27 protein-coding genes are annotated in these 26172 nt (G+C 67.3%); 18 read left to right on the top strand and 9 right to left on the bottom strand.

All coding sequences use genetic code 11. The annotated features are described in order from the left end of the window. Positions 1–102: 102 nt before the first annotated feature. From A5724_RS21485 to lpqB, 4 genes are read left to right on the top strand one after another with little or no spacing between them, the layout of a single operon-like run. Complete coding sequence (locus A5724_RS21485; protein ID WP_067806827.1) at positions 103–732, top strand: dTMP kinase; 630 nt, start codon at positions 103–105, stop codon at positions 730–732. Between the two features lie 48 nt (positions 733–780). Next, complete coding sequence (gene mtrA, locus A5724_RS21480; RefSeq protein WP_014814652.1) at positions 781–1467, top strand: two-component system response regulator MtrA; 687 nt, start codon at positions 781–783, stop codon at positions 1465–1467. A gap of 22 nt (positions 1468–1489) precedes the next feature. Further along, entirely contained in the window at positions 1490–3136 is a 1647-nt protein-coding gene (mtrB, locus tag A5724_RS21475; protein ID WP_067806824.1) for an MtrAB system histidine kinase MtrB, read from the top strand. A 5-nt stretch (positions 3137–3141) separates the two neighbouring features. Then, positions 3142–4890 carry an MtrAB system accessory lipoprotein LpqB gene (gene lpqB / locus A5724_RS21470; RefSeq protein WP_232004936.1) on the top strand — a complete coding sequence of 583 codons (1749 nt, stop codon included), beginning with the start codon at positions 3142–3144 and terminating at the stop codon, positions 4888–4890. 6 nt (positions 4891–4896) lie between these two features. Here the strand turns inward: lpqB and A5724_RS21465 are convergent, their stop codons facing one another. Continuing rightward, the gene (locus tag A5724_RS21465) at positions 4897–5184 is read right to left on the bottom strand and encodes a hypothetical protein (RefSeq protein WP_067806819.1); all 288 of its coding nucleotides are present in this window, start codon (positions 5182–5184) and stop codon (positions 4897–4899) included. Positions 5185–5337: 153 nt separating this feature from the next. Between A5724_RS21465 and A5724_RS21460 the strand changes: the two genes are divergently transcribed. The 3 genes from A5724_RS21460 to A5724_RS21450 are packed head-to-tail and all read left to right on the top strand — an operon-like array spanning position 5338 to position 7019. After that, on the top strand, positions 5338–5988 hold the full coding sequence (locus tag A5724_RS21460; protein ID WP_067807240.1) for a hypothetical protein: 651 nt from the start codon (positions 5338–5340) through the stop codon (positions 5986–5988). Next, a complete protein-coding gene (locus A5724_RS21455) occupies positions 5981–6550 on the top strand; it encodes a DUF6529 family protein (protein ID WP_067806817.1) in 570 nt (189 codons plus the stop codon). The genes A5724_RS21460 and A5724_RS21455 overlap by 8 nt, the downstream gene beginning before the upstream one ends. A gap of 13 nt (positions 6551–6563) precedes the next feature. After that, positions 6564–7019, top strand: a complete 456-nt coding sequence (locus A5724_RS21450) for a ubiquinol-cytochrome c reductase iron-sulfur subunit (RefSeq protein WP_067806814.1) — start codon at positions 6564–6566, stop codon at positions 7017–7019. 4 nt (positions 7020–7023) lie between these two features. On the opposite strand, the gene A5724_RS21445 is transcribed toward A5724_RS21450, so the two are convergent. Genes A5724_RS21445 through A5724_RS21435 form a run of 3 tightly spaced genes read right to left on the bottom strand, consistent with a single transcriptional unit; the run spans position 7024 to position 10953 of the window. Then, positions 7024–8337: a DUF2252 domain-containing protein gene (locus A5724_RS21445; protein WP_067806811.1), complete on the bottom strand. Its 1314-nt coding sequence runs from the start codon at positions 8335–8337 to the stop codon at positions 7024–7026. 40 nt (positions 8338–8377) lie between these two features. Further along, positions 8378–10492: a molybdopterin cofactor-binding domain-containing protein gene (locus tag A5724_RS21440; protein WP_067806808.1), complete on the bottom strand. Its 2115-nt coding sequence runs from the start codon at positions 10490–10492 to the stop codon at positions 8378–8380. After that, positions 10489–10953, bottom strand: coding sequence for a (2Fe-2S)-binding protein (locus A5724_RS21435; protein WP_067806805.1), 465 nt, complete (start codon positions 10951–10953; stop codon positions 10489–10491). Before A5724_RS21435 ends, A5724_RS21440 begins: the two co-directional genes overlap by 4 nt. Positions 10954–11131: 178 nt before the next feature. On the opposite strand from A5724_RS21435, the gene A5724_RS21430 reads away from it, so the two are divergent. The 6 genes from A5724_RS21430 (at position 11132) to secA (ending at position 17028) form a co-directional block, all read left to right on the top strand. Then, positions 11132–11500, top strand: coding sequence for an STAS domain-containing protein (locus A5724_RS21430; protein ID WP_067806802.1), 369 nt, complete (start codon positions 11132–11134; stop codon positions 11498–11500). Positions 11501–11509: 9 nt separating this feature from the next. Continuing rightward, on the top strand, positions 11510–11977 hold the full coding sequence (locus A5724_RS21425) for an ATP-binding protein (protein WP_067806800.1): 468 nt from the start codon (positions 11510–11512) through the stop codon (positions 11975–11977). Between the two features lie 81 nt (positions 11978–12058). Beyond that, entirely contained in the window at positions 12059–12451 is a 393-nt protein-coding gene (locus tag A5724_RS21420; protein WP_067806797.1) for an STAS domain-containing protein, read from the top strand. Between the two features lie 28 nt (positions 12452–12479). Next, positions 12480–13109 carry a ComF family protein gene (locus A5724_RS21415; protein WP_067806794.1) on the top strand — a complete coding sequence of 210 codons (630 nt, stop codon included), beginning with the start codon at positions 12480–12482 and terminating at the stop codon, positions 13107–13109. A gap of 339 nt (positions 13110–13448) precedes the next feature. Then, positions 13449–14087: a ribosome hibernation-promoting factor, HPF/YfiA family gene (gene hpf / locus A5724_RS21410; protein WP_197518750.1), complete on the top strand. Its 639-nt coding sequence runs from the start codon at positions 13449–13451 to the stop codon at positions 14085–14087. Positions 14088–14196: 109 nt separating this feature from the next. Beyond that, positions 14197–17028: a preprotein translocase subunit SecA gene (gene secA / locus A5724_RS21405; protein ID WP_067806789.1), complete on the top strand. Its 2832-nt coding sequence runs from the start codon at positions 14197–14199 to the stop codon at positions 17026–17028. Here the strand turns inward: secA and A5724_RS21400 are convergent. Then, a complete protein-coding gene (locus tag A5724_RS21400; protein WP_067806786.1) occupies positions 17025–17504 on the bottom strand; it encodes an Rv3235 family protein in 480 nt (159 codons plus the stop codon). The two genes, secA and A5724_RS21400, sit on opposite strands and share 4 nt — an antisense overlap. Before the next feature lie 187 nt (positions 17505–17691). On the opposite strand from A5724_RS21400, the gene A5724_RS21395 reads away from it, so the two are divergent. From A5724_RS21395 to A5724_RS21380, 4 genes are all read left to right on the top strand, one after another. Continuing rightward, the gene (locus A5724_RS21395) at positions 17692–19101 is read left to right on the top strand and encodes a wax ester/triacylglycerol synthase family O-acyltransferase (protein ID WP_067806783.1); all 1410 of its coding nucleotides are present in this window, start codon (positions 17692–17694) and stop codon (positions 19099–19101) included. 46 nt (positions 19102–19147) lie between these two features. After that, positions 19148–19615 (top strand): hypothetical protein, encoded by a 468-nt coding sequence (locus tag A5724_RS21390; RefSeq protein ID WP_197518749.1) that lies wholly within the window; start codon positions 19148–19150, stop codon positions 19613–19615. Then, positions 19615–20868 (top strand): ferredoxin reductase, encoded by a 1254-nt coding sequence (locus tag A5724_RS21385; RefSeq protein ID WP_082965183.1) that lies wholly within the window; start codon positions 19615–19617, stop codon positions 20866–20868. The genes A5724_RS21390 and A5724_RS21385 overlap by 1 nt, the downstream gene beginning before the upstream one ends. Positions 20869–20938: 70 nt before the next feature. Further along, on the top strand, positions 20939–22162 hold the full coding sequence (locus tag A5724_RS21380) for a fatty acid desaturase (RefSeq protein WP_067806773.1): 1224 nt from the start codon (positions 20939–20941) through the stop codon (positions 22160–22162). Positions 22163–22241: 79 nt separating this feature from the next. On the opposite strand, the gene A5724_RS21375 is transcribed toward A5724_RS21380, so the two are convergent. Further along, entirely contained in the window at positions 22242–22883 is a 642-nt protein-coding gene (locus tag A5724_RS21375) for a class I SAM-dependent methyltransferase (protein WP_067806770.1), read from the bottom strand. Positions 22884–22905: 22 nt separating this feature from the next. Then, complete coding sequence (locus A5724_RS21370; RefSeq protein ID WP_067806767.1) at positions 22906–23754, bottom strand: aldo/keto reductase; 849 nt, start codon at positions 23752–23754, stop codon at positions 22906–22908. A 160-nt stretch (positions 23755–23914) separates the two neighbouring features. Between A5724_RS21370 and A5724_RS21365 the strand changes: the two genes are divergently transcribed. Next, positions 23915–24154, top strand: a complete 240-nt coding sequence (locus tag A5724_RS21365) for a hypothetical protein (RefSeq protein WP_067806764.1) — start codon at positions 23915–23917, stop codon at positions 24152–24154. A 41-nt stretch (positions 24155–24195) separates the two neighbouring features. Here A5724_RS21365 and A5724_RS21360 read toward each other — a convergent pair whose 3' ends face one another. Both A5724_RS21360 and rsgA read right to left on the bottom strand, forming a co-directional pair. Next, on the bottom strand, positions 24196–25059 hold the full coding sequence (locus A5724_RS21360) for an SAM-dependent methyltransferase (RefSeq protein ID WP_067807237.1): 864 nt from the start codon (positions 25057–25059) through the stop codon (positions 24196–24198). A gap of 130 nt (positions 25060–25189) precedes the next feature. After that, complete coding sequence (rsgA, locus tag A5724_RS21355) at positions 25190–26170, bottom strand: ribosome small subunit-dependent GTPase A (protein ID WP_067806762.1); 981 nt, start codon at positions 26168–26170, stop codon at positions 25190–25192. Positions 26171–26172: the final 2 nt, after the last annotated feature.

Below are 26172 nucleotides of genomic sequence, written 5' to 3'. Positions count from 1 at the left end.
GCGACCATCAACGCGATGGTTTCGCCGCGGCGTCCCTTCCGACACCCAAGTCGTTCCCGCCAGCCAGGGCGCGCCAGCCAGGTCGCCGGTTAGGCTCCCGACGTGCTCATCGTGATCGAGGGTGTCGACGGCGCGGGCAAGCGCACGCTGACCCACGGACTGCGCTCGGCGTTCGAAGCCGCCCACAAGTCCGTCGCGAGCCTGGCCTTCCCGCGCTACGGGCGCTCGATCGAAGCCGACCTCGCCGCAGAGGCGCTGCGCGGACAACACGGCGACCTCGCCGAGTCGGTATCCGCGATGGCCGTCCTGTTCGCCCTCGACCGCGCGGGCGCCAAAGACGAGATCGGCCACCTTACCGCCGCCTACGACGTCGTGCTCCTCGACCGTTATGTCGCATCCAACGCCGCCTACAGCGCCGCGCGCCTGCATCAGGGCGCCGACGGCGACGTCGTCGAATGGGTCCGCACCCTCGAATACGAGCGTCTGCACCTGCCGAAGCCCGACGTCCAGGTGCTGCTCGATGTGCCCGCCGAACTCGCCGCCGAACGCGCCGAGCACCGCGCCAACACCGAATCCGACCGGGCCAAGGACGCCTACGAACGCGACGACGGGCTGCAGCGCCGCACTGGCGAGGTGTACTCCGCGCTGGCCGCGGCGCACTGGTGCGGGCGCTGGATCACAGCCGGATCCGACGTGAACGCCGCCGCGCTGGCCGCAGAGCTGGGTCAATAGCCGACTCGCGGGTGCGCTACCGGCGTTTTATTGCAATCTGGTGCCACCATGGACACCATGAGGCAAAGGATTCTGGTTGTCGATGACGACCCGTCGCTGGCCGAGATGCTCACCATCGTCCTGCGCGGGGAAGGTTTCGACACCGCGGTCATCGGCGATGGCACGCAGGCACTCACGGCGGTCCGCGAGCTGCGGCCCGATTTGGTGTTGCTTGACCTGATGCTGCCAGGCATGAACGGCATCGACGTGTGCCGCGTTCTGCGCGCCGACTCCGGTGTGCCGATCGTCATGCTGACGGCCAAGACCGACACCGTCGACGTGGTGCTCGGCCTCGAGTCGGGCGCCGACGACTACGTGATGAAGCCGTTCAAGCCCAAAGAGCTGGTCGCCCGGGTGCGCGCCCGGTTGCGCCGCAACGAGGACGAGCCCGCCGAGATGCTGTCGATCGGCGACGTCGACATCGACGTGCCCGCACACAAGGTGACTCGCCAGGGTGAGCAGATTTCCCTGACGCCGCTGGAGTTCGACCTGTTGGTGGCGTTGGCGCGCAAACCACGGCAGGTGTTTACTCGTGATGTGCTGCTCGAACAGGTGTGGGGATACCGGCACCCCGCCGACACCCGTTTGGTGAACGTACATGTCCAACGTTTGCGGGCCAAGGTTGAGAAAGACCCGGAGAACCCGCAGGTGGTCCTGACCGTTCGGGGAGTGGGATACAAGGCCGGACCGCCGTGAGTTTGACCGCTCGGCGGTCGCGGTGATCTTCAGCTCGCGGCGGCGCATCCATCGGCGTTCGGCACCACTTCTACGCGGATTCGCTGCGCTGAGTCGAGCGATGGGTCTGGCGTGGAAACGCTCCCTGCAGTTGCGGGTGGTGGTGTTGACGTTGGGGCTGTCGCTCGCCGTCATCCTGGTGCTCGGCTTCGTGCTGACCAGCCAGATCACCGACCGCATCCTCGAGGTGAAGGTGCGCGCGGCCACCGAAGAGATCGAACGGGCCCGCAACACCGTCAGCGGCATCGTCGGCGGTGAGGAGACCCGCTCGCTGGACAGCAGCCTGCAGTTGGCGCGCAACACCCTGATCGACCGCAAGGCCGACACCGGCGCCGGACTCGCCGGCGCCTTCGACGCGGTCCTCGTCGTCCCCGGCGACGGCCCCCGCGCGGCGACCGCGGCGGGCCCGGTGCAACAGGTGCCCAACGCGCTGCGCGACTTCGTCAAGGCCGGCCAGGTCAGCTACCAGTACGCGACCGTGCACACCGACGGCTTCTCCGGCCCCGCGTTGGTCATCGGCAGCCCGACGTCCTCGCCCGTCACGAATCTCGAGCTGTATCTGATCTTTCCGCTCAACAGCGAGGAATCCACCATCGCGCTGGTGCGGGGCACCATGCTGACCGGTGGCGTGGTGCTGCTCGGCCTGCTGGCCGCGATCGCGCTACTGGTGGCGCGCCAGATCGTGCTGCCCGTGCGGTCGGCGTCGCGCATCGCCGAACGCTTCGCCGAAGGCCATCTCACCGAGCGCATGCCGGTGCGCGGTGAAGACGACATGGCGCGGCTGGCGGTGTCGTTCAACGACATGGCCGAGAGCCTGCACCGGCAGATCACCCAGCTCGAAGAGTTCGGCAACCTGCAACGCCGGTTCACCTCCGACGTCAGCCACGAGCTACGCACCCCGTTGACGACGGTGCGGATGGCCGCCGACCTGATCTACGACCACAGCGAGGACCTGGACCCGGCGCTGCGCCGCTCGACCGAGCTGATGGTCAGCGAGCTGGACCGGTTCGAGACGCTGCTCAACGACCTGCTGGAGATCTCGCGCCACGACGCCGGCGTCGCCGAACTGTCGGTGGAGTCGGTGGACCTGCGCTCGACGGTGCAGAGCGCACTCAACAACGTCGGCCACCTGGCCCAGGAAGCCGACATCGAGCTGATCGAAGACATGCCCGCCGAAGAGGTGATCGCCGAGGTCGACCCGCGCCGGGTGGAACGCATCCTGCGCAACCTGATCGCCAACGCCATCGACCACGCCGAGCACAAACCGGTGCGGATCCGGATGGCCGCCGACGAGGACACCGTCGCGGTGACCGTCCGCGACTACGGCGTCGGGTTGCGGCCCGGTGAGGAGAAGCTGGTGTTCAGCCGGTTCTGGCGCTCGGACCCGTCGCGGGTGCGGCGCTCCGGCGGCACCGGCCTCGGCCTGGCGATCAGCATCGAGGACGCGCGCCTGCACCAGGGCCGGCTGGAGGCGTGGGGCGAACCCGGCAAGGGCGCCTGCTTCCGGCTCACCCTGCCGCTGGTCCGCGGCCACAAGGTCACCACAAGCCCGCTGCCGATGAAACCCATTGGGCGCGAACGCCCCCCGCGCCGATCCCGCGATCGCGAACCCGCGACGGAGAACGTGTGAAACGGCTGCTGGCAGTCGTGTGGCTGCTGGCGGTCGTGCTCGCGGGCTGCGCCGGCGTGCCGAGTTCGTCTGCGCCGCAAGCCATCGGCACCGTGGACCGGCCCGCGCCGCCAAGCCTGCCCAAACCGACGCCCGGCATGGATCCCGACGTCCTGCTGCGTGAGTTCCTCAAGGCGACAGCCGATCCCGCGAACCGGCACCTGGCGGCGCGGCAGTTCCTCACCGAATCCGCTTCTCGCGCATGGGACGACGCAGGCAGCGCGTTGCTGATCGACAACGTGGTCTTCGTCGAGACCCGTGGACCCGAACGCGTGTCGGTGAGCATGCGCGCCGACATCCTCGGATCACTGTCGGACGTCGGCGTCTTCGAGACGGGGGAGGGCGCGCTGCCGGACCCCGGCCCCATCGAACTGATCAAGACCCCGGGCGGGTGGCGCATCGACCGCCTGCCCAACGGTGTTTTCCTCGACTGGCAACAGTTTCAGTCCACCTACAAACGCAACACGCTGTACTTCGCCGACCCGACAGGGCACACCGTCGTACCCGACCCCCGCTATGTCGCGGTGTCCGACGCCGATCAACTGGCCACCGAACTGGTCAGCAAGCTCATCGCGGGCCCGAGACCGGAGATGACCAACACGGTGCGCAACCTGCTCGGCCCGCCACTCAAACTCCGCGGGCCGGTGACGCGCGCCGACGGCGGCAAGACCGGCGTCGGCCGCGGTTACGGCGGCGCCCGCGTCGACCTGGAGAACCTGTCCACCACCGACCCGCACAGCAGGCAACTGCTTGCCGCACAGATCATTTGGACGCTGTCGCGGGCAGGGATCAACGGCCCCTACGTGATCAACGCCGACGGCGCCGCGCTCGACGATCGGTTCGCCGACGGCTGGAACACCTCCGACGTCGCGGCCACCGACCCCGGCGCGGCCGACGGCGCCGCCGCCGGTCTGCACGCGCTGGTGGGCGGAACGCTGATGTCGCTGGACGGTCAACGGGCGACCAGGGTGGCAGGTCAATTCGGCCAGCTGCCGGGCCAGACCGCCGCCGCGGTGTCGCGCACCGGCCAGGAGGTGGCGTCGATCGTCACCCTGCGGCCCGGCGCGCCCGACATGGCCTCGTCGCTGTGGGTTGGACCGCTGAATGGCAATGCGACACAAGCGATGGAAGGGCGCACGCTGTCGCGGCCGAGTTGGGCGCTCGACGACGCGATCTGGGTGGTGGTCGACGGCATCAACGTGGTGCGCGCGATCCAGGACGCCTCGGGGCAGCCGGCCCGGATCCCGGTCGACTCCGGCGTCGTGTCGGCGCGCTACCCGGGTGCCATCACCGAACTCCAGTTGTCCCGCGACGGCACCCGCGCGGCGATGGTCATCGAGGGCCAGGTGATCCTCGCCGGTGTCGAGCAGACCGCGGGTGGCGGTTACGCGCTGACCTATCCGCGGCGGTTGGGCTTCGGCCTCGGCAACACTGCCGTGTCGCTGTCCTGGCGCACCGGCGACGACATCGTCGTCAGCCGCACCGACCCGCAGCACCCGGTGTCCTACGTCAACCTCGACGGGGTGAACTCCGACGGCCCCAGCCGCAACCTGCTGATGCCGGTCACCACCGTCACCGCAAACCCGTCCACGGTGTACGTCGCCGACGCGCGGGGGGTGCTGCAACTGTCGGGTTCGGCGGCCGACAACGACCCGGCGTGGACCGAGGTGCGGCCGTTGATGGTGGCCGACGCGCTACCCGTGCTGCCCGGCTAGGTGTACCTAGTCGATGTGCGTCGGCGGGTCGGCGAACGCGAAATCCCACGCGGGCTGGCCAGGGCCCATCATGTCGCAGCGCTTGACCGGCACCAGATAGGAACTGGCGCCACGCGGAACCACCTGCGGCACCGCCGTGCATCGCTGCCAGGTGCCGTCGGGCTGCACGGGCCCGTCGCACTTGCTGATGAACGGTCCTCCGTACAGGCACCCGGCGGCGGCCGGCGGCGCCAAGACGATCATCGCGGCGGCCGTCAGGACGGCCGCCGATCCTGCGGCGATGCAGCGCTTCATAGATGTCTCCCGTCCCTGGCAACGAATGACGGTACCGCCTGTGGGGCCGGCATTCGCCGGCTTTGAGGTTCGCGCTGAACCTTCCCCCGGCATCGCCCGTTGTGCAGACAAAACCTCGTCAGAGGTGTTTTGCTCGATTCCCAGGAGGGGATGATGAAGATCCGCGGTCCGATACTGACCCTCGCCGCAGTCGCGGTGCTCGGGGTGGCCATCTTGCTGGTCAACATCTCCAAGGAGGAGCCGCCACCGCCGGAGCAACCCGCCGCGCAGACCACCACCGCGACGGCGGTCGCCCCACCACCCTCACCGGCCACTCCGCCACCGCCCGCGTTCCCCGCCAAGGCCGACTACGTGGGCAAGATCGCCTCCGCCAACGGGACCATCACCGTCGAGGTCACCGTCGATGGCGACAAGGCCATCGCCTATGCCTGCGACGGCAACACCGTCGAGTCGTGGCTGCGGGGCAGCGCGGTCAACGGCGCGGTGAGCCTTGAGAACAAGGACAAGACAAGCCGGCTCGACGGTCGCCTTCAGGGCGACGCCATCGTCGGCACGCTGTCCATCGGCGCGAAGAAGTGGGACTTCACCGCTCCTATCGGGCAACCGCCCGCCGGTCTCTACGTCTACGAAAACGCGGGTGTGCGCAACAGCTGGATCGTCGACGGCGACGGGAAGGTGACGGGTGTGCAGCGGCGTGAAGACGGTTCGACCGTTCCCGCGCCGACGTTGACTACCGAGGGCATCGCCGATATCGACGGCATCGAGGTCAGGGCGATCCGGGTCGAAGGAGACAGCGATGTCTGACCCCGCCGCCACCCAGCGAATCAGTACCGTCAAGGGCGACGCCGCGGTGCTCGGCGCGGTCGCGCTCGGCGCATTCGTCGCGGTCGGTCTCGGTGTGTTCGGGAAACTGCATGAGCCGCAGTTCTTTTCGATCAGCGTCGCGGGATTCTCCAGCGGCACCGCGGTGAAGTCATGGCTGGCGACCATCGCCGTGGTGCTGGCGCTGTTCCAACTGGTGTCCGCGTTTGCGATGTACCGACTGATCCCGGGCGGCAACGCGCCGGCATGGATGCGCCCCGCACATGTGTGGTCGGGCCGACTGGCCGTGTTGGTCAGCGTCCCGGTCGCGGTGCACTGCCTGTACGCACTGGGCTTTGAGTCCTACGACAACCGGGTGTTGTTCCATTCGCTGTTCGGGTGCTTCTTCTACGGCGCTTTCGTGACGAAGATGGTGCTGCTCACCCGCAAAGGCCTTCGGGCATGGGTGATTCCGGTGGCGGGCGGACTAGTGTTTTTCGGCTTAGTCTACGTCTGGCTGACCTCGGCGCTCTGGTTCTTCGACACAAACGGCATCACGTTCTAACTGAAAGGAATCCATGAATATCTCCGAGTTCCCCATCTCACGGCAGAAGGTACTCCTCGGCGCAGGGCTGGGGTTGGTGACCGCCGTCGTCGCCGCGTGCAGTACCTACGGCAAAAAGGACGACGCGGCAAGCGAATCGAGCGCCACCAGCGCCGCGCCGACCTCACCCGGTGGCACCGCTGCGCCCGGGGGCAAGGCCCTTGCCAAGACAGCCGATGTGCCCGTCGGTTCGGGCGTGATCGTCGGCGAGGTCGTGGTGACCCAACCCACCGCGGGAGTGTTCAAGGGATTCTCCGCGAAATGCACCCACAAGGGCTGCCTGGTGGACAAGGTGGCCGACGGCACCATCGACTGTCCTTGCCACGGCAGCAAATTCAACCTGGACGGCACGGTGGCCCACGGCCCGGCCGACAAGCCGCTGCAAGCCGAGAACGTCACGGTGCAGGGTGATTCGATCGTCCTCGGGTGAGCGTCTAGGTTGAACTGACTCCGGGAATGCGGCCCTCCCGGAACGCTTCCACGAAGTGGCGATGATCGTCGCGCACGGTCGCGGCGTACTCCATCCCGAACGTGACGACATCGGCGACGAAATCGTCGATGTCGTCGCCGATCACGTCGACGATCGCGTCTTCGGTCTGAAAGTCGACCAGTGTTTGATCGCTGTCGGTATCGCTGACGCAGTGCACCTTGGCCACCGCCTGCCCGAGTTGTTCGATGACTTCGGCGAGCTCATCGGGCTCGGTGAGCTCGCTCCAGTCCAAATCGGCTTCGTACGGCGATATTTCGCTGACCACGTAGCCGACGCCGTCGATGTCGGTATAGCCGAGTAGCGGGTCGGCGTGCGCCTGCAGGGCACGCTGAGAGACGGCGGTCCGATGGCCGTGGTGTTTGAAGTACCGGTGCACATCCGGGTCGTCGACCACCCGACTTGGTGCGGCGACGTTGCCCTGCTTCATCGACAGCACCACGTCGTTGTCCAGTGCCTGGTTGAAACCTTCGATCAGCACCGTGTAGGCGGGCAGGCCTGCGCTGCCGATGCCCATGCCCGTCTTGCCGATCACGTCCTTGATGTCGTAGGCGATGCCGTGGAATCGCTTGGTCTCCGGGATGGTCTTCAGGTAGCGGTCGAACGCGTCGGTGACCTTCTCGCGTTCGGCCTCGTCGAGGTGCCGCACGCCGGGCAGATCGCGGAACCGCCGATCCGATTCGTCGACGTGCGTCATCCGCTCGAGCATCTGCGAGCGGGTCGACAACCGCGCCGACTGCAGTGCCGCCAACACGGCGCCGCGGGCGGTCTGCAGGTTCAGCGAGAACGACGAGTCGTCCTCGACGTCGACGAACCACCGCACCTGGTCGACGTATGCACGCACGAATGTCTCGATCAGGTAGGCGATTTCCTCATCCGACAGCGCCTTCTGCCAGCACATCAATGCGACGCTGGCCGCGAATCGTTGTAAGTCCCAAGTGAAATGCCCGACGAAAGCCTCGTCGAAATCGTTGACGTCGAAGATCAACACACCGGAGCCGTCCATGTAGGTGCCGAAGTTCTCCGCGTGCAGATCGCCCTGTATCCACACCCGCGCGGTCCGGTCGTCGGCCCACCGGTCGTCGCGGTCGGCCAGGTCGGCGTAAAACACGCAGGCGCTGCCGCGGTAGAACGCGAACGGGTCGGCGGCCATCTTGCGGAACTTGGTCCGGAAGGCGTCGGGGTCGGCCTTCATCAGGTCGGCGAATGCCTGCACGAGGCAGTCGACGATGAAGGACTCGCGCGCCTCGCTGTCGGCCATCCTTCCGGATACCCGTCGGGACCGCCGGATATGCCGCCGCTCAGGCCTCTGGCAGCGCGGCCACGATCTGCTCGGGTGTCAGCGGCAGCGAGCGCACCCGCACACCGAGCGCGTCGGCCACCGCGTTGGCGATCGCGGCCGCCGTCGGGCCCTGCGCGCATTCCCCGACCCCGAGCGAGGGATGGTGCGCTCCGGGTAACAGGTCGACGGCGACGGCGGGCACCTCGGAGAACCGCAGGATCGGGTAGCTGTCCCAGGTGTCGCTGGTGACGGTGAACCGGTCGAACCGCACCCGTTCCTTCACCGTCCAACTGGTGGCCTGAATCGCCCCGCCCTCGATCTGGTTCGCCGCGCCGTCCGGGTTGATCACCAGTCCGGCGTCGACGGCTATGGTCAGCCGGCGCACCCGGACCTCGGTGACGGCCTCGACCTCGGCGACCACCGCGCAGTAGGCGCTCGAATTCTTGTACCGGGCATATCCGATGCCGTGCCCGACCGCGTCGCCGGCCCGCCACGACGACCAATCCGACTGCCGGGCAACGTGTTCCAGTACCGCTCTGGCCCTCGGGTCGGACAGGTGCGCCAGCCGGAACTCGATAGGGTCCCGTCCGGCGTCCGCGGCGAGTTCGTCCATGAACGACTCCGCGGCGAACACATTGAGGTGCGCACCCAGCGACCGCAACGCCGACGTTCGCAAAGGCATCGTGGTGAGCAGGTGGTTCACCACCTGGTGGACTCCAAAGGCGTAGCCGGGAACGGCGTTGCGGGTCGCCCCGCCGCCGCGTTCCTGTTCAGGCTCGCCGCCCGATTTGATCTCTTCTCCGCCCGCGCGGTGGCTCGCCGCCAGGAACGCCAGGTTGGGTGTCATGCCCGGCCTGCTGATGTAGCTGCCGCCCCAGATCTCGTGCCGCCAGGACAACACGGCGCCGTCGGGGCCGCAGTCGGCCGAAAGTCGCACCACGCCAGCGGGACCCAACGGCGACCAACCCAGCTCATCGGGCCGTGACCACACCACCTGCACCGGCCGGCGGGGGACGGCCAGCGCGAGCAGAGCGGCGTCCATCGCCACGTCGTCGGCGCCGTTGTGGCCGTAGCAGCCCGCGCCGTCGACGTGCCGAACACTCAGCAGGTCCGGTGAAATATCAAGTGCGCGCGCGATTTCCCGACGCAACACGTGGATGCCCTGGCTGTGGGTCCAGATGTGCAGCCGGTCGTCCTCGGCGAGCGCGACGGCGCAGGAGGGTCCGATCGAACCGTGCGCCAGATACGGCCGGTGGTATTCCGCGGTGACCGAGCGGACCACGCCTGTCGTCGGGCAGTGCCCGGCGTCGGCGATGACGGTGGTCTCCGCGGGCGCGGAGGTCAAGAACGCGGGCAGGTCGTCTTCGTCGGGCAGAGTCGGCGGCTGATCCCATGCCGCATCCCTGCGCAGCAGATCCGCGGCCCGAAGCGCGGTTTCCTCGCGTTCGGCGACGACGCCCAGGAAGTTGCCGTCGCGGACCACAGCGAGCACTCCGGACATGGCTTGGGTTGGGGTGCAGTCAATCTCGCGCAGCGTCGCCCCGCGTGACGGGGGCCTGACCACCCTGCCGTACACCATCGAATCGAGCGTCAGATCGTGTATGTAACTCGGTGCGCCCGCCAGTTTGCCGGGCAGATCGACCCGACCCACGCTGGTGCCGACGACCCGGTACGCCGATGCGGGTTTCGGGGCGGCCGCACCGGTGGCGACCCGATCCAGCAGGGTGTCGTCGGCCAGTTCCCAGTAGCTGGTCGCCGCGCCGTCCGCGGCGCAGATCTGCCCATCGTCGATCGTGAGGTCCTCCTTGGGCACCGCGAGCTTGTCGGCGGCGACGCCGAGGTAGATGTCACGTACCTCCGCGCACACCTGCCGCAGGGCGGCCCCCGACTGCTGGATGGACAGGCTGCCCGCGGTCAACCCCTCGTCGGGGCTGGCGTCGGTACTCGCAGGCGTCATCGCGATGCGGGCGACGTCGACGTCGAGTTCCTCGGCGGCCACCTGGGACAGCGCCGTCAACACGCCCTGGCCCAATTCGACCTTGCCGGAACGGATTTCGATCTCACCCTCGGACCCGATCCGCAGCCAGTCACCGAGCCGCGGGTTGGCGGCCAGCGTGACAGGTAGCGCGGTCACGAGGCCCGCATCTCGGCGGCGGCGGCGAGCACCGCGCGCACCACCCGGTTGTGCGCGCCGCAGCGGCACAGGTTGTCGTCCAGCGCGGCGCGCACCTCGTCTTCGGCGGGATCGGGATTGGCCGCGAGCAGGGCCGCGGCGCTGACCACGATGCCGGACATGCAGTAGCCGCACTGTGCGGCCTGATGCTCGACGATGGCGCGGGCCACCGGATGCGGCGAGCCGTCGTCGCCCAACCCCTCGACGGTGGTGACCGCCTTCTCCGTCACCGCCCACAGCGGGGTGTCGCACGAGTACGCCCGGTGCCCGTCGACCAGCACCATGCAGGCACCGCAGACGCCGAGCCCGCAGCCGAACCGGGTGCCCTTCAAACCGAGGTGGTTGCGCAACACGTACAGCAGGGCGGTGTCGTCGTCCGCATCGACGTGTTGGGTGCGGCCGTTGACGTGAACTTCTGCCATGCCTCCAGCATCACCGCCCCTGCCACCTGCAGGCCCTGAACCGCAGCTGTGAATTCGCTGCCGGCGACGTGGGTGGGCCGGCCCATGCGATGTCAACTAATCTGTTCCCCGGTTCAGACTGCAGCCTGTGTAAACGCACGACCCGTCGACCGACGGGCGCTTCGACGCTGGGTGAGGTATGGGCAAAGAGCAGATCCACGAAGAGTGGCTCGGCCGGGTGGCGGTCGTCGCCATGTCGGGTGAGCTGGACATGGCGACCGCGCCGCAGCTCGACGAGGCGGTGCAGGCCGCCCTCGCGAAGAAACCCACAGGTCTGATCGTCGACCTCCTCGGCCTGACCTTCCTCGCCTCGGCGGGGATGCAGCTGCTCATCGAGATTTGCGACCAGATCACCCCGGGCACCCGGTTCGCCGTGGTTGCGGACGGTCCCGCCACCAGCAGGCCGATGAAGATCACCGGGGTCACCGACGTCATCGACGTGTTCAGCACACGAGACGTAGCTCTCAACAGTTTTTCCGAATGTAATCGGCCGGATTCGGGTATGTGACCGAACACTGTGAGCGAATCAAGTAACAACCCGCGCCCCGACGGACACGTGTTCGTCGGCAGCGGCACCGCAGACGTCGCAACTGTGTCGCAGTTGCGGCGGGACTTCGCCGACTGGCTCGGGCAACGATTCGCCCTCGACGAGATCAAGCTCAGCGACGCGATCCTGGCGGTGTACGAGGCGCTGGCCAACGCCGCCGAGTTCGCGTACGTCGGCAGGCCCGCGCCGGGCGCCCTCTCGATCGAGGCCCGCCACGACAACACCTCCAACCGGCTCGACGTCACCATCCGGGACTTCGGGACCTGGCGCGAGACGGTGCACACGGTGCCTGACAACACGCGAGGCCGCGGCATACCGCTCATGAAGGCCCTAACCGATGAAGCGCAGATCGACCGGACCCCCACTGGCACCGTCGTCGTGCTGCGATTCGGCGGCGTGCGGCCGGTCGAGGGGGAGACGTTCGCCGCGTCGGCGTGATCCGGGGTTTAACCAGTTCGGCATAGGGGAACAGGCGCTTCGCTGGGCGAGTCACACCAGCATCTCCGAAAGCGAGCGCGCATGACCGTCACCCCCATCCGCGGCCGGGTGCGCGACGCCACACCGCACGCGACGCGGTCGCGTCGATTGACCGTCACCAGCCGGAGCGCCGGGTCCGACGTCATCGCGTCGGTGCGCGGCGAAGTGGACAGCTACAACGGCAAGCAGTTCGCGGCCGCGGTCTGCGATGCCGCCACCACGGCCGGCCACCTGACCCTCGATCTGCGAGGGCTGGACTTCATGGCGATCGATTCAATCGCCGCGCTGCACGCCATCAACGCACACCTGTCGCGTACGTCGACGCCGTGGACCGTCGTGGCCGGTGCGGCGGTGTCGCGGGTGCTCGAAATGTGCGACCCCGAAGGACTGATCCCGGCTGTCCCCGCGCCGCTGGGAGTCGCCGAGTCCGCCTGATGTCACAGCTGGCCGCGACACTGCGGACATGCTCGATCTCGTCCTGCCGCTCGAGTGCGGCGGCTGCGCGGCGCCCGCGACGCGTTGGTGTCCCGCCTGCGCGCGCCAATTCGCGGTCAGCGCCGACCACCCGCACCTGATCACGCCGCGCGTCGATCCGGGCGTGCCCGTGTTCTCCCTCGGCCGCTACGCCGGGCCGCGCCGGGCCGCGATCGTCGCCGTCAAGGAACACGGTCGCGCCGACCTGGTTCGCCCGCTCGCCGTTGCCGTTTCAGCCGCGATCGGCAACCTCGTCGGCTGGGGTTTGATCGGCACGCCGCTCACCGTCGTGCCCGCGCCGACCCGGCGGTCCGCCGCCCGCCGCAGAGGCGGCGACCCGGTCACGCGGATCGCGCGAGCGGCGATCGCGGGGCACGCGGGGCTGCGCGTCGTCGCGGCGCTGAGGATGCGGGGGCTGGTCCGTGACTCCGTCGGACTGTCCGGCGCCGACCGGCAACGCAATGTCGCGGGACGGGTGAAGCTCGTCGAGGCGGTCACGGGCGCGGTGCTGGTGGTCGACGACATCGTCACCACGGGCGCGACGGCAGGCGAGTCGGTGCGCGTCCTGCACGCCGCAGGGGCCCACGTCGTCGGAGTGCTGGCGATCGCGAACGCTTGACGTCAGCGACGATTCGGCTGCCGCGACACCGCCCGAATCAGCACCATGTGAAGAACTGAAAACGGGTGCGCGAATTTACTGGCACTCCCGGGTGAACACGATTACCGTCGGCAACAACCACCCGTGAATGCCTCACGGCGGCGCTTTTGAACGCAGCGCTTGTATCGCCATCAGCGGTAGGAGGTGAGTAGTCGACACCTTGCACCGGCGGGTGGCGCGGACATGCAAACCCCGCTGGCGCGTTTGTAGAACACAAGCCGGGCACGCTCAGCGTGCGACTCCGTAGAGAGCGAGTTGTAAAGCATGTCAAGTCATTCCGTGGACTCCGACCGCACAACAATGGTGATCGAGGACGAGCGGCCAGAACCGACCCCGAACGCAGAGGTGGTCGTCAAGGGTCGCAACGTCGAGGTCCCCGACCACTTCCGCATCTACGTTTCCGAGAAACTGTCCCGACTCGAACGATTCGACCGCACCATCTACCTGTTCGACGTCGAGCTGGACCACGAGCCCAACCGGCGCCAGCGGAAGAACTGCCAGCACGTCGAGATCACCGCACGCGGACGCGGCCCGGTCGTCCGCGGCGAGGCATGCGCCGACAGCTTCTACGCCGCCCTCGAGTCGGCGGTCTGCAAACTCGAAAGCCGGCTTCGCCGCAGCAAGGACCGCCGCAAGGTGCACTACGGGGACAAGACCCCGGTATCGCTGGCGCAGGCCACGGCCGTCGACCCGCTGCCGCCGACACCGTCGACCGACGACACCCCGCAGACCGACGGAGCAGCCATCGAGGATCACGAGCCTGGGCGCATCGTGCGCGTCAAGGAACATCCGGCGACCCCGATGACCGTCGACGACGCGCTCTACGAGATGGAACTCGTCGGCCACGACTTCTTCCTCTTCCACGACAAGGAGAGCGACAGGCCCTGTGTGGTCTACCGCAGGCACGCGTACGACTACGGATTGATCAGGCTCGCCTAGACGCTTTCCAGCGGCTTCGACCAGCAATTTCGACGGGTCACCTACGATGGACCTCGTCTGATAAAGCCTGAGGTCCATCGAACCCATTGAGAAAAGCTGAGGAAATCGCGTGCTGGACAAGTTGCTCCGTCTCGGCGAAGGCCGCATGGTCAAGCGCCTCAAGGGTGTGGCTGACTACGTCAACACCCTGTCTGACGACGTTGAGAAGCTCACCGACGCTGAGTTGCGCGCCAAGACCGACGAATTCAAGAAGCGGGTAGCCGACGGTACCGATCTCGATGACCTTCTCCCGGAGGCGTTCGCGGTGGCCCGCGAAGCCGCCTGGCGGGTGCTTTCGCAGCGGCACTTCGACGTCCAGGTGATGGGCGGTGCGGCGCTGCACTTCGGCAACGTCGCGGAGATGAAGACCGGTGAGGGCAAGACCCTGACCGCGGTGCTGCCGTCGTACCTCAATGCGCTCTCGGGTGAGGGTGTGCACGTCGTCACCGTCAACGACTACCTGGCCAAACGCGACGCCGAGTGGATGGGCCGCGTGCACCGGTTCCTGGGGCTCAACGTCGGCGTGATCCTTTCCGGGCTCACCCCTGAAGAACGCAGGACGGCTTACCACGCCGACATAACCTACGGCACCAACAACGAATTCGGCTTCGACTACCTGCGCGACAACATGGCGCATTCGCTGGCCGACCTGGTGCAGCGCGGGCACAACTTCGCGATCGTCGACGAGGTCGACTCCATCCTGATCGACGAGGCCCGCACGCCGCTGATCATCTCCGGGCCAGCCGACGGCTCGTCGCACTGGTACACCGAGTTCGCCCGGCTGGCCCCGCTGATGGAGAAGGACGTCCACTACGAAGTGGATCTGCGCAAGCGCACCATCGGCGTGCACGAACTCGGCGTCGAGTTCGTCGAGGACCAGCTCGGCATCGAGAACCTCTACGAGGCGGCCAACTCGCCGCTGGTCAGCTACCTCAACAACGCGATCAAGGCCAAGGAGCTGTTCCAGCGCGACAAGGACTACATCGTCCGCGACGGCGAGGTGCTGATCGTCGACGAGTTCACCGGTCGCGTGCTGATCGGCCGCCGCTACAACGAGGGCATGCACCAGGCCATCGAGGCCAAGGAGCACGTCGAGATCAAGGCCGAGAATCAGACGCTGGCCACCATCACACTGCAGAACTACTTCCGGCTCTACAAGAAGCTGTCCGGTATGACGGGCACCGCTCAGACCGAGGCGGCCGAGCTGCACGAGATCTACAAGCTCGGTGTCGTGACGATCCCGACCAACAAGCCGATGGTCCGCGCCGATCAGTCCGATTTGATCTACAAGACCGAAGAGGCGAAGTACATCGCAGTCGTCGACGACGTCGCCGAGCGGTACGAGCAGGGTCAGCCGGTGCTGATCGGCACCACCAGCGTCGAACGCTCGGAGTACCTGTCGCGCCAGTTCCAGAAGCGGCGCATCCCGCACAACGTGCTCAACGCCAAGTACCACGAACAGGAAGCCAACATCGTCGCCGAGGCGGGCCGGTTGGGCGCCATCACCGTCGCCACCAACATGGCCGGCCGCGGTACCGACATCGTGCTCGGCGGCAACGTCGACTTCCTCGCCGACAAGGCGCTGCGCGAGCGGGGCCTCGACCCGGTCGAGACGCCTGACGAGTACGAGGCCGCGTGGCACGAGGTGCTGCCGAAGGTCAAGGCCGAGGCGGCCGAGGAAGCCGAGGACGTCCGCGCCGTCGGCGGCCTGTATGTGCTCGGCACCGAGCGCCACGAGTCGCGCCGCATCGACAACCAGTTGCGTGGCCGTTCCGGTCGACAGGGCGATCCGGGCGAGTCGCGGTTCTACCTGTCGCTGGGCGACGAACTCATGCGGCGGTTCAACGGCGAGACGTTGGAGGCGTTGCTCAACCGGCTGCAGCTGCCCGACGACGTGCCGATCGAAGCCAAGATGGTCACCCGCGCGATCAAGAGCGCGCAGACCCAGGTGGAGCAGCAGAACTTCGAGGTCCGCAAGAACGTCCTCAAGTACGACGAGGTGATGAACCAGCAGCGCAAGGTCATCTACGAAGAGCGCCGGCTGATCCTGGAGGGCGAGAACCTCGCCGAGCAGGCGCACCGGATGCTCGTCGACGTGGTCACCGCCTACGTCGACGGCGCCACCGCCGAGGGCTACGCCGAGGACTGGGATCTGGAAAAGCTGTGGGACGCGCTCAAGACGCTGTACCCGGTCGGCATCGACCATCACGACCTGCTGGATTCCGACGCGGTCGGCGAGCCCGGCGAACTGACCCGCGACGAACTGCTCGACGCGTTGATCACCGACGCCGAGCGCGCGTACGCCGAGCGGGAGAAGCAACTCGAGGAGATCGCCGGTGAGGGGGCGATGCGGCAGTTGGAGCGCAACGTGCTGCTCAACGTTCTCGACCGCAAATGGCGCGAGCATCTCTACGAGATGGACTACCTCAAGGAGGGCATCGGCCTGCGCGCGATGGCGCAGCGCGATCCGCTGGTCGAGTACCAGCGCGAGGGCTACGACATGTTCGTCGGCATGCTCGAGGGGCTCAAGGAAGAGTCGGTCGGCTTCTTGTTCAACGTCACCGTCGAGGCCGCGCCCGCGCCCAGTGTCGCGCCGGTCGCCGCGCCGTCCGGGCTCGCGCAGTTCGCCGCCGAGGCCGCGGCCAAGGCGCAGGACAGCCCCCAGGGTGGGCTGGCCACCAAGGAGCGTGCGGAACCGGCTCCGGCGTTGCGCGCCAAGGGAATTGAGGACTCCGCGCCGCCGCTGACCTACAGCGGCCCGTCCGAGGACGGGTCGACGCAGGTGAAGCGCGACGGCGGCGGCGGACCCAAGCACGCCGCCCCGAGGGGCACCAGCAGGCGTGAGCGGCGCGAGGCCGCCCGCCAGCAGGCCAAGGCCGCCAAGGGAATGCGTAGGCGCTAACCGATCTGCAGGGCGACCACCCGCCAGCGGTCGTCCCGGCACTCGATGCGTCCCGCGATGGCCCGCACCCGGCGTCCGCGGGTGTAGGTCGCGAAGAGCTCACCGGTTCGATCGTCGACCATCCGTACCCGGACCCGGCCGAGCGAAGCGGCCGCGTTCTGCGGCACGCGCGTCAACGTGGTGAGGGTGTCGATCAAGGCGGGCGCCACCACCCGGCGCAGTTGCGGGATGGGTCGGCGCCGGTCGATCACCTCCAGGATGCGGCGCAGCGCCGCATCGGCGAACGCCACCACCGTCGGCGGCGGCAAGGGACTGCGTGGCAGCGGACGGACCGGTCGAAGGGTGCGCGCGGTGCGGCGGTGCAGCGCGGCCGACGACGGCGGGGGGCACGCGGCGAGGCCGACCGGCGGTGGCTCGCAGTCGATGATCGGCGTCGTGAGCGACACCCGTTCGGACGGAACTCGGGATGCGGTCATGGATGCTCTCCAGCGGTCGTACGACGAGGACGGCATCTGCTGGAGAGTCGCAGACATAGTCATGATCGCACGGCTTCCCGACGTCCGGACTCACCGAATGCACCCGTGATGCAGGCACTCACATCCGGCCGATAACCTGCACGGGGGCCAAGTGACAGGGATGAACGTCTAGAGGGGGGCGCATCGGATGGTGACCAGGTTGTCGACGTCGGACGCGTCGTTCTATCACCTGGAAGACACCTCTACCCCGATGTATGTGGGCACGCTGTCGATCCTGCGCAAACCGCGCAACGGGCTGAGCTACGAGACCCTGTTGGCCACCGTCGAGCAGCGGCTGCCCCAGATCCCGCGCTATCGGCAGAAGGTGCGCGAGGTCGCGCTCGGCCTGGCCAGGCCGGTGTGGATCGACGACAGGGACTTCGACATCACCTACCACATCCGGCGGTCGGCGTTGCCGTCGCCGGGCAGCGACGCGCAGCTACACGAGCTGATCGCGCGGCTCGGCTCGCGGCCGCTGGACAAGTCGCGGCCGCTGTGGGAGATGTACCTGATCGAGGGGCTGGCCCGCAATCGCATCGCGATCTACACCAAATCGCATCAGGCGCTGGTGAATGGGGTGACGGCGCTGGCGATCGGGCACGTGATCGCCGATCGCACGCAGAAGCCGCCGGAGTTCGGTGAGGACATCTGGATTCCCGCGCGTGAGCCGAGCGACCGCCAGCTGGTGTTGGGAGCGGTGGGCGAGTGGATCATGCGGCCCGCCGAGCAGATGGCGGCCGTCCGATCGGCGGTGACCGAGGTGGCCACCAACGCCGGTCAGCTGGTCGAGGTCGGCCGCCGCGTCGTCAACGTGGCCCGCACCGTCGCCCGTGGGACGGCGCCGAACAGTCCCTTGAACACCACGGTTTCGCGTAACCGACGGTTCACTGTTGCTGCCCACCGGCTCGACGACTACCGCTCGGTGCGGACGCGCTACGAGTGCGACATCAACGACATCGTGCTGGCTGTGGTGGCGGGAGCCCTACGGAACTGGCTGATGTCGCGCGGAGAACCGGTGACATCGTCGACGACGGTACGCGCGATGGCACCGATGTCGGTGTACCCCGACGCGGAACTCGATTCCACCGCCCCCGGGCAGGCGATCAGCGAGGTGACGCCGTTCCTCGTCGATCTGCCCGTCGGGGAGGGCAACGCCGTCGTGCGGCTGTCCCAGGTCTCGCACGCCACCGAATCGCATCCGACCCACGCCAGCTTCGTCGACGCAAGGACCATCGTCACCCTGTCTGGATTTGCGCCACCGACGTTGCACGCCATGGGTATTCGTGTAGCGACCACGTTCTCCGCACGCCAGTTCAACCTGCTGATCACGAATGTGCCTGGCGCGCAGAAGCAGATGTTCGTCGCAGGTACCAAGCTGCTGGAGACATATGCGGTGCCGCCGTTGTTGAACAACCAGGTGCTGGCGATCGGGGTGACGTCCTACAACGGCATGCTCTACTTCGGCATCAACGCCGACCGCGACGCGATGAGCGATGTCGGCGTGTTCCCGTCGCTGCTACGGGAATCGCTGGACGAACTGCTGGAAGCCGCGCAATAGCGGCTAACCTCCTTGGGTGCGCGTCTATGTTCCCGCGACCCTGGCCATGTTGCAGCAGCTGGTCGCCGATCGAGTGCTGCACGTCCGCAGCGGGACCGCGTTCGCGGTGACGCCGACGCTGCGCGAGGCCTACGCCGAGGGTGACGACGACGAACTGGCCGACGTGGCGCTGCGCGAAGCCGCGCTGGCGTCGCTGCGGCTGTTGTCCGGCGAGGGCACGTCGAACCTGCCGCCGCGCCGGGCGGTGGTGGTCGCCGACGTCGACGGAGCGACGCCGCGCCCGGATCTCGACGACGCAGTGGTGCGGCTGGCGGGGCCGCTGGCCTACGACGACGTGATCGCCGCGTACGTCGACAACGCCGACGCCGAAGCCGCCGTGGTGCCCGCCATCGAGGCCGTCGACGCCGCCGACCTCGGCGACGAGGACGCCGAATTCACCGTCGGCGATGCCCAGGATCACGATCTCGCCTGGTACGCCCCGCAAGAGCTGCCCTTCCTGCTCGAGCTGCTCTGATGGTGCGCCCTTGGCTGAAGCGGAAAACCTACGGTACCGTAGGTTCTGTCTCCCGGACCGGTGCTAACCGGATCGGGAGCGCAATCCTGAAACTGGGGCAGGAGCTTTCTTTGGGCAAGAAATACAGCACGAGCAGACCCGCGGCCGTTCTCGCGGACACCGTGCGGCCCACGATCAAGGGCGCCGGTAAGCACCGCGGCTGGGATGCCGCCCGCGCGATTGCCGAGCGGATCACCACCCCGCTGCTACCCGACGACTACCTGAAGCTGGCCAACCCATTGTGGTCGGCGCGCGAACTGCGCGGCCGGGTGCTGGAGGTCCGCCGCGAGACCGTCGACTCCGCGACCCTGGTGATCAAGCCGGGGTGGGGTTTCTCGTTCGACTATCAGCCTGGCCAGTACATCGGCATCGGCGTGCTGGTCGACGGGCGCTGGCGGTGGCGCTCGTATTCGTTGACCTCCAGTCCGGTGACCCAGGCGCGCGTCATCACCATCACGGTCAAGGCCATGCCCGAGGGGTTCATGTCGACGCATCTGGTCGGCGGGTTGGCACCGGGCACCGTCGTCCGGTTGGCGGCGCCACAGGGCAACTTCGTCATGCCCGACCCGGCGCCCGCCTCGGTGCTGTTCCTCACCGCCGGCTCCGGTATCACACCCGTGATGTCGATGCTGCGCACACTGGCCCGTCGAGACCAGATCACCGACGTAGTCCATTTGCATTCGGCGCCAACGGAATCCGACGTGATATTCGCCGCCGAGCTGGCCGAGTTGGCGCGCAGCCACGACGGCTACCGGATTCGGTTGCGGTCGACGCGCATCGAAGGGCGTCTGGATCTGTCCCGCCTCGACGACGAGGTGCCCGACTGGCGTGAGCGCCAGACCTGGGCCTGTGGCCCCGAGGGCATGCTCAACCAGGCCGAGGGTGTGTGGTCGGCGGCGGGCATCGCCGAGCACCTGCATCTGGAGCGCTTCGCCGCATCGAAGGGCCAGGTGCAGGGTCGGGGAGGCACCGTCGAGTTCGCGCGCGCCGGCAAGAAGGTCACAGTCGACGCCGCCACCCCGCTGATGGACGCGGGAGAGCAGGCTGGCGTGCAGATGCCGTTCGGCTGCCGGATGGGCATCTGCCAGTCGTGTGTGGTGGGCCTGCTCGACGGCCATGTCCGCGATTTACGCACCGGCGTCGAGCACGAACCGGGTACTCGTATCCAGACGTGCATTTCCGCGGCATCCGGCGATTGCGTACTGGACGTCTAGCCTTTACCGGCTGGTAACCTACGGAGTCGTAGGTTACGATAGCGTAGGTTCATAGAAGGGAGGCAAGAACATGGCAATCACGGACGTACCGGCATTCGCGCATCTGACCGAAGCCGATATCGACAACCTCGCGTTCGAACTGGACGCAATTCGCCAGGATGTCGAGGACTCCCGAGGCGAGCGCGATGCACGCTACATTCGCCGCACCATCGCCGCCCAGCGGGCCTTGGAGGTGGCCGGCCGGCTGCTCCTGGCCGCGAGTTCACGGCGCTCGGCGTGGTGGGCGGGCACAGTGACCCTGGGCGTGGCCAAGATCATCGAGAACATGGAGATCGGCCACAACGTCATGCATGGCCAATGGGATTGGATGAACGATCCCGAAATCCACTCCACCACATGGGAGTGGGACATGAGCGGCGCCGCCAAGCACTGGCGGTTCACTCACAACTTCATGCACCACAAGTACACCAACATCCTCGGCATGGACGACGACGTGGGCTATGGCCTGCTGCGCGTCACCCGTGACGAGAAGTGGAAGCCGTTCAATCTGGGCAACTTGTTCTACAACACGATGCTCGCGGTCGGTTTCGAATGGGGTGTCGGGCTGCAGCATCTGGAACTCGGCAGGATGTTCAAGGGCCGCGACGACCGCGACGCAACGATGGTGCGGCTGCGCGAGTTCTCGGCCAAGGCGGGCCGTCAGGTGGTCAAGGACTACGTCGCCTATCCGGCGCTGACCTCGCTGTCGCCCAGTGCGACCTTCAAGTCGACGCTGAAGGCCAACGCGGTGGCCAACGTCATCCGCAACGTCTGGGCCAACGCGGTGATCTTCTGCGGCCATTTCCCTGACGGCGCAGAGAAATTCACCAAGACCGACATGGCAGGCGAGAGCAAGGGCGAGTGGTATCTGCGCCAATTGCTCGGCAGCGCCAACTTCGAGAACGGTCCGGTGTTGCGCTTCATGAGCGGCAACCTGTGCCACCAGATCGAGCACCACTTGTATCCGGATCTGCCCAGCAACCGGCTGCACGAGATCTCGATTCGGGTGCGCCAGGTGTTCGAAAAGTACGACCTGCCGTACACGACGGGTTCGTTCCTGGTTCAGTACGGCAAGACGTGGCGCACCATCGCCAAGCTGTCGCTGCCGGACAAGTATCTGCGCGACACCGCCGACGATGCGCCGGAAACGCGCAGCGAACGGATGTTCGCCGAGCTCGAGCCGACGCAGCGCAGTGGCCTGAAGTCAGCGATCGCCGCCGTGCGCGCCCGGCGCCGCGCGAAGCGCAACGCCTGACTGCCCTTCCCTTCCCGCGAGAGACCGTGTTTGCACGTCGACACGCCGAGTGGCGGTGGCATTTTGCGGTCTCTCGCGGCTACTTGCGCGCGATCAGGTAAGCCTGCGGCGTTGATTCGAAGCCGTCGTCGTCGGGGTCACGCACCAGACCGGCGTACGGTGCCAGACCAGCCTCGTCGAGCAGCACGGCGACGGTGTCGGGCTGTCGGCGATAGAACGTCAACGACACCTGCGCGCCGAACATCTCTTTGAACGTGCGTGGTTGGTCGCCGACCTGAAAGGCGACCAACGCCACCCCGCCGGGCCGTAGCACGCGGCAGAATTCGGCGAACACCGCGGGCAGCGACTCGTCGGGGATGTGGATCACCGAGTACCACGCGCACAGACCGTCGAACTGGCCGTCCTCGAAGTCGAGCTTGGTCATCGACCCGGCCTGAAAGCGCAACCCGGGGTTGAGCCGTCGCGCTTGCGCAATCATCCTGGGGGACAAGTCGATACCGACGACGTCGAGCCCGAGGTCGGCGAACAGGCGCGACGTGGCACCCGTGCCGCAACCGACGTCGGCGATCAGCCCGTTGCTGTTGACCATCCCGGCGAACCCGGTGAGCATCGCACGGTCGAGTGGCTTGTTGTGCAGGTGATCGTGAAACCGTTCGGCGTATTCGGATGCGGTGAGGTCATATCCTTCGCGTGTGCGGTCCAGGAAGCCTAGTTCGGTCACTGTCGCACTCTACTCGCAACGGCTAGGTGTCGACGTTGTCGAACTGGTCGGGGTTGGGCCCGGTGCGGCCGGCTTCGCCTTTGTCCAGCGCCGACAGCGCAGCCACTTCGGCCTCGCCGAGTTCGAAATCGAAGATGCCGAAGTTCTCTTTGATCCGTTGCGGCGTTACCGATTTGGGGAACACCACATCGCCGCGCTGAATATGCCAGCGCAACACCACTTGCGCTGCCGACTTGCCGACCTCTGCTGCGATGCGCGTGACAGCCGGATCATCCACCACGGTGCCGCGCGCGATGGGCGCCCACGCCTCGGTCACGATGCCGTGTTCGCGGCCGTAGTCGCGCACTTCGGCGTTTGCGAAATACGGGTGCACCTCGACCTGGTTGACCGCGGGCGTCGTGTCCGTCTCGCGGGCCAGTCGCCGCAGGTGTGACACCTGGAAGTTCGACACCCCGATGCTGCGGGCCCGGCCGTCGCTCTTGAACTCCTCGAGCGTGCGCCACGTCGAGATGAAGTCGCCGTCGTAGCGCGTCGGCAGCGGCCAGTGGATCAGGAACAGATCGACGTAGTCGAAGCCGAGCGCCGCGAGTGTGCCGTCGAAGGCGCGGCGCGCGTCGTCGGGTTTGTGGAAACCGTTGTTGAGCTTGCTGGTGACGAACACGTCGGCGCGGTCGATGCCCGACTCGCGGATGGCCTGTCCGACGCCCTTCTCGTTGCGGTACATCTGCGCGGTGTCGACGTGCCGGTAGCCGACGTCGAGCGCTGTTCGCACCGCTGACGCCGCCTCGTCGGGGGCGATCTTGTAGGTGCCGAATCCGAGCTGCGGGATGCTCGCGCCGTCGTTGAGGGAAATCATGGGTATTTGGCTCACGGTGTCGAGCCTAGTTCCCCCGATCGGGGGACGCCGAATTCCACCGCTGCACAGGCCGATCACCGGACAGACCGTGGCCGTCGAACAGCGCATTCTTGATTCATCGCCGGAAAACACCGGTGCAAGAGCCGAAAAGCCAACTCACACAGGAGAATTCACAATGACCATCAACGTTGCGCGCGCCTTTGCTGTTTCCATCGTCTCAGCGGGCGTCATCGGCGGTGCCGCCATCGGGCTGGCGGGCGCGGCCTGCGCGGCCACGACCACCCAACCGACCGTCCCTGGCCACTTCTACAGCCCAGGGGTCAAGGCGCACCCCGCGCCGCAGGCGATGCCCGGCTGGCACGGCCACCACGGTGTGTGGCGCATCCAGCATTTCGAGTCCGGCTACCGCCCCTGAGCAACCAAAGCCACTGAGGCCCTCCGATTCCCGGGAGGGCCTCAGTTCGTGTCTTGCTTCACCGAGGTGCAGTAGTAGTTGTCTCCGAACGCGTTGTCGTCAGGCGGCACAGGCAATCCGGCCTCGGCGAGCAAGCTCGACAGAGAGATCGCATCCGACCGCCAGCCCCTGGCGTCGAGGTAACCGGCGACGTCTTCACGATCGTCGGAGTAACCGAGTGCGCCGAGTTCGATGTCCAATCCGTGCTCCTGCCAGCGCTTGGTGACTTCCTCCAGCGAGTCCCAGAACCGACTGCTGTCGCCCGCGGATGATGTCGTCGCCACCTCCGAAGCGAGCCGACTGCCCTCGGCACTGAGTTCGGTGATTTTGTCCAGCAAGCGGTCTTGTGCCTCGGCGGGAAGAAAGGGCAGCAGACCTTCTGCTGTCCACGCGGACGGCTTCGCCGGATCGAAGCCGGCCTCCCGCAACGCCGTCGGCCAGTCCTTGCGCAAGTCGATCGGGACGGTGCGCACGTCCGCCGTCGGCTTGGCGCCGAGGTCGGCCAGCGTCGCGGCTTTGAAAGCCAACACCTCAGGTTGATCGATCTCGAACACCACGGTGCCCCCGGGCCAGGCGAACCGATATCCGCGGGCGTCCAGTCCCGAGGCGAGGATCACGACCTGGCGGATGCCTGCGGCGGTCGCGGCGGCCAGGAAGCGGTCGAAGTACTGCGTGCGTGCGGCGAGCAGTTCGGTCATCTGTTGCATACCAAAGAACGCGCCCGGCATATCGACGTCGACGGCGGCCAGCTCGCCGCTGGCCCAGCGGGTGAAGAAGTCGATCCCGACCGCGCGGACCAGAGGTTCGGCGAGAGGGTCCTCGATGAGGTTGGCTCGGGTGGCGCGGGCCCTTCCCGCGGCGACCATGGTCGCGGTGGCACCCACGCTCGTGGCCAGGTCCCAGGTGTCGTCGTCTGTCCGTTCAGCACTCACTTAGCCGTTTTAACATTTACCCTAAATAACGAGCAATGAGGCCAAGCGGACTCCCAGCCTTCTGCTAGCCCTCTCGCAACGCGGCGAGAAGGCGACGCGCCGCGGCCGCGCGCCCCGCGGCCGGTCCGGTCAGCGTGTCCAGCGCACACTCGGGGTCGGCGGGCGGTCCCATGTGCCCGCATCCGCGTGGGCAGTCCTTGATCGCCTCGGCCAGATCCGAGAATGCGAGCAGCACGTCGTCGGGTTCGATGTGCGCCAGCCCGAACGACCGGATCCCGGGCGTGTCGATGACCCAGCCGCCGAAGCTCAGCGGAAGTGCGACCGACTGCGTCGAGGTGTGTCGGCCCTTGCCGACGTCGGTCACCGCACCGGTGGCCCTGTCCGCATCGGGCACAAGGCGATTCACCAATGTCGACTTGCCGACACCGGAATGGCCGAGCAGCACCGTCACCTTGTCGGCGAGCAACGGAGCGACGGCGTCCAGCGGATCGTCGCGGCCTGCGGTGGTGATCGTCAGGTCGAGATCGGCGAAGTGGGCGGCGAACGGTTCCGGCGGGGCCAGGTCGGTCTTCGTCAGGCACAGGATCGGCTCGAGGCCGCCGGCGTAGGCCGCGATCAGCGCGCGTTCCACGAGGCCGGTGCGCGGCGGGGGATCGGCCAACGCCACCACGATCAGCAGCTGATCGGCGTTGGCGACCACCACCCGCTCGGTCGGATCGGTGTCATCTGCGGTGCGCCGCAACACCGTTCGGCGATCACCGCGACGGATGATGCGGGCCAGTGTGTCGGGTCTGCCGGACAGATCGCCGACGATTCCGACGTCGTCGCCGACGACGATCGGGGTGCGGCCCAGTTCCCTGGCCCGCATCGCGGTGACCCGCCGGTCCGGGTCCCTGCCCAGCGCGCAGCCCCACCGGCCGCGGTCGACGGTGACCACCATGGCTTCCTGCGCATCGGCATGGTCAGGACGGGTCTTGGTTCGCGGCCGCGAGCCCCGGCCGGGCCGCACCCGGACATCGGACTCGTCGTACTCGCGAGGGCTCAAAA

It is taken from the genome of Mycobacterium sp. ACS1612, assembly GCF_001667505.1.
Taxonomy (GTDB): domain Bacteria; phylum Actinomycetota; class Actinomycetes; order Mycobacteriales; family Mycobacteriaceae; genus Mycobacterium.
The sequence above is the reverse complement of the archived record's forward strand: the minus strand, read 5'-3'. Positions and strand labels throughout refer to the sequence as shown.

Bases quoted from the DNA above. Each gene is read 5' to 3' on its own strand.
- A5724_RS21450 (WP_067806814.1), top strand. From the start codon at position 6,564: ATGAATATCTCCGAGTTCCCCATCTCACGGCAGAAGGTACTCCTCGGC.
- A5724_RS21465 (WP_067806819.1), bottom strand. From the start codon at position 5,184: ATGAAGCGCTGCATCGCCGCAGGATCGGCGGCCGTCCTGACGGCCGCC.
- A5724_RS21420 (WP_067806797.1), top strand. From the start codon at position 12,059: ATGACCGTCACCCCCATCCGCGGCCGGGTGCGCGACGCCACACCGCAC.
- A5724_RS21445 (WP_067806811.1), bottom strand. From the start codon at position 8,337: ATGGCCGACAGCGAGGCGCGCGAGTCCTTCATCGTCGACTGCCTCGTG.
- A5724_RS21365 (WP_067806764.1), top strand. From the start codon at position 23,915: ATGACCATCAACGTTGCGCGCGCCTTTGCTGTTTCCATCGTCTCAGCG.
- hpf (WP_197518750.1), top strand. From the start codon at position 13,449: ATGGTGATCGAGGACGAGCGGCCAGAACCGACCCCGAACGCAGAGGTG.
- A5724_RS21385 (WP_082965183.1), top strand. From the start codon at position 19,615: ATGGTGCGCCCTTGGCTGAAGCGGAAAACCTACGGTACCGTAGGTTCT.
- A5724_RS21390 (WP_197518749.1), top strand. From the start codon at position 19,148: ATGTTGCAGCAGCTGGTCGCCGATCGAGTGCTGCACGTCCGCAGCGGG.
- A5724_RS21400 (WP_067806786.1), bottom strand. From the start codon at position 17,504: ATGACCGCATCCCGAGTTCCGTCCGAACGGGTGTCGCTCACGACGCCG.
- A5724_RS21455 (WP_067806817.1), top strand. From the start codon at position 5,981: ATGTCTGACCCCGCCGCCACCCAGCGAATCAGTACCGTCAAGGGCGAC.
- A5724_RS21430 (WP_067806802.1), top strand. From the start codon at position 11,132: ATGGGCAAAGAGCAGATCCACGAAGAGTGGCTCGGCCGGGTGGCGGTC.
- A5724_RS21435 (WP_067806805.1), bottom strand. From the start codon at position 10,953: ATGGCAGAAGTTCACGTCAACGGCCGCACCCAACACGTCGATGCGGAC.
- A5724_RS21380 (WP_067806773.1), top strand. From the start codon at position 20,939: ATGGCAATCACGGACGTACCGGCATTCGCGCATCTGACCGAAGCCGAT.
- A5724_RS21360 (WP_067807237.1), bottom strand. From the start codon at position 25,059: ATGGTCGCCGCGGGAAGGGCCCGCGCCACCCGAGCCAACCTCATCGAG.
- A5724_RS21395 (WP_067806783.1), top strand. From the start codon at position 17,692: ATGGTGACCAGGTTGTCGACGTCGGACGCGTCGTTCTATCACCTGGAA.
- A5724_RS21415 (WP_067806794.1), top strand. From the start codon at position 12,480: ATGCTCGATCTCGTCCTGCCGCTCGAGTGCGGCGGCTGCGCGGCGCCC.
- A5724_RS21460 (WP_067807240.1), top strand. From the start codon at position 5,338: ATGAAGATCCGCGGTCCGATACTGACCCTCGCCGCAGTCGCGGTGCTC.
- mtrA (WP_014814652.1), top strand. From the start codon at position 781: ATGGACACCATGAGGCAAAGGATTCTGGTTGTCGATGACGACCCGTCG.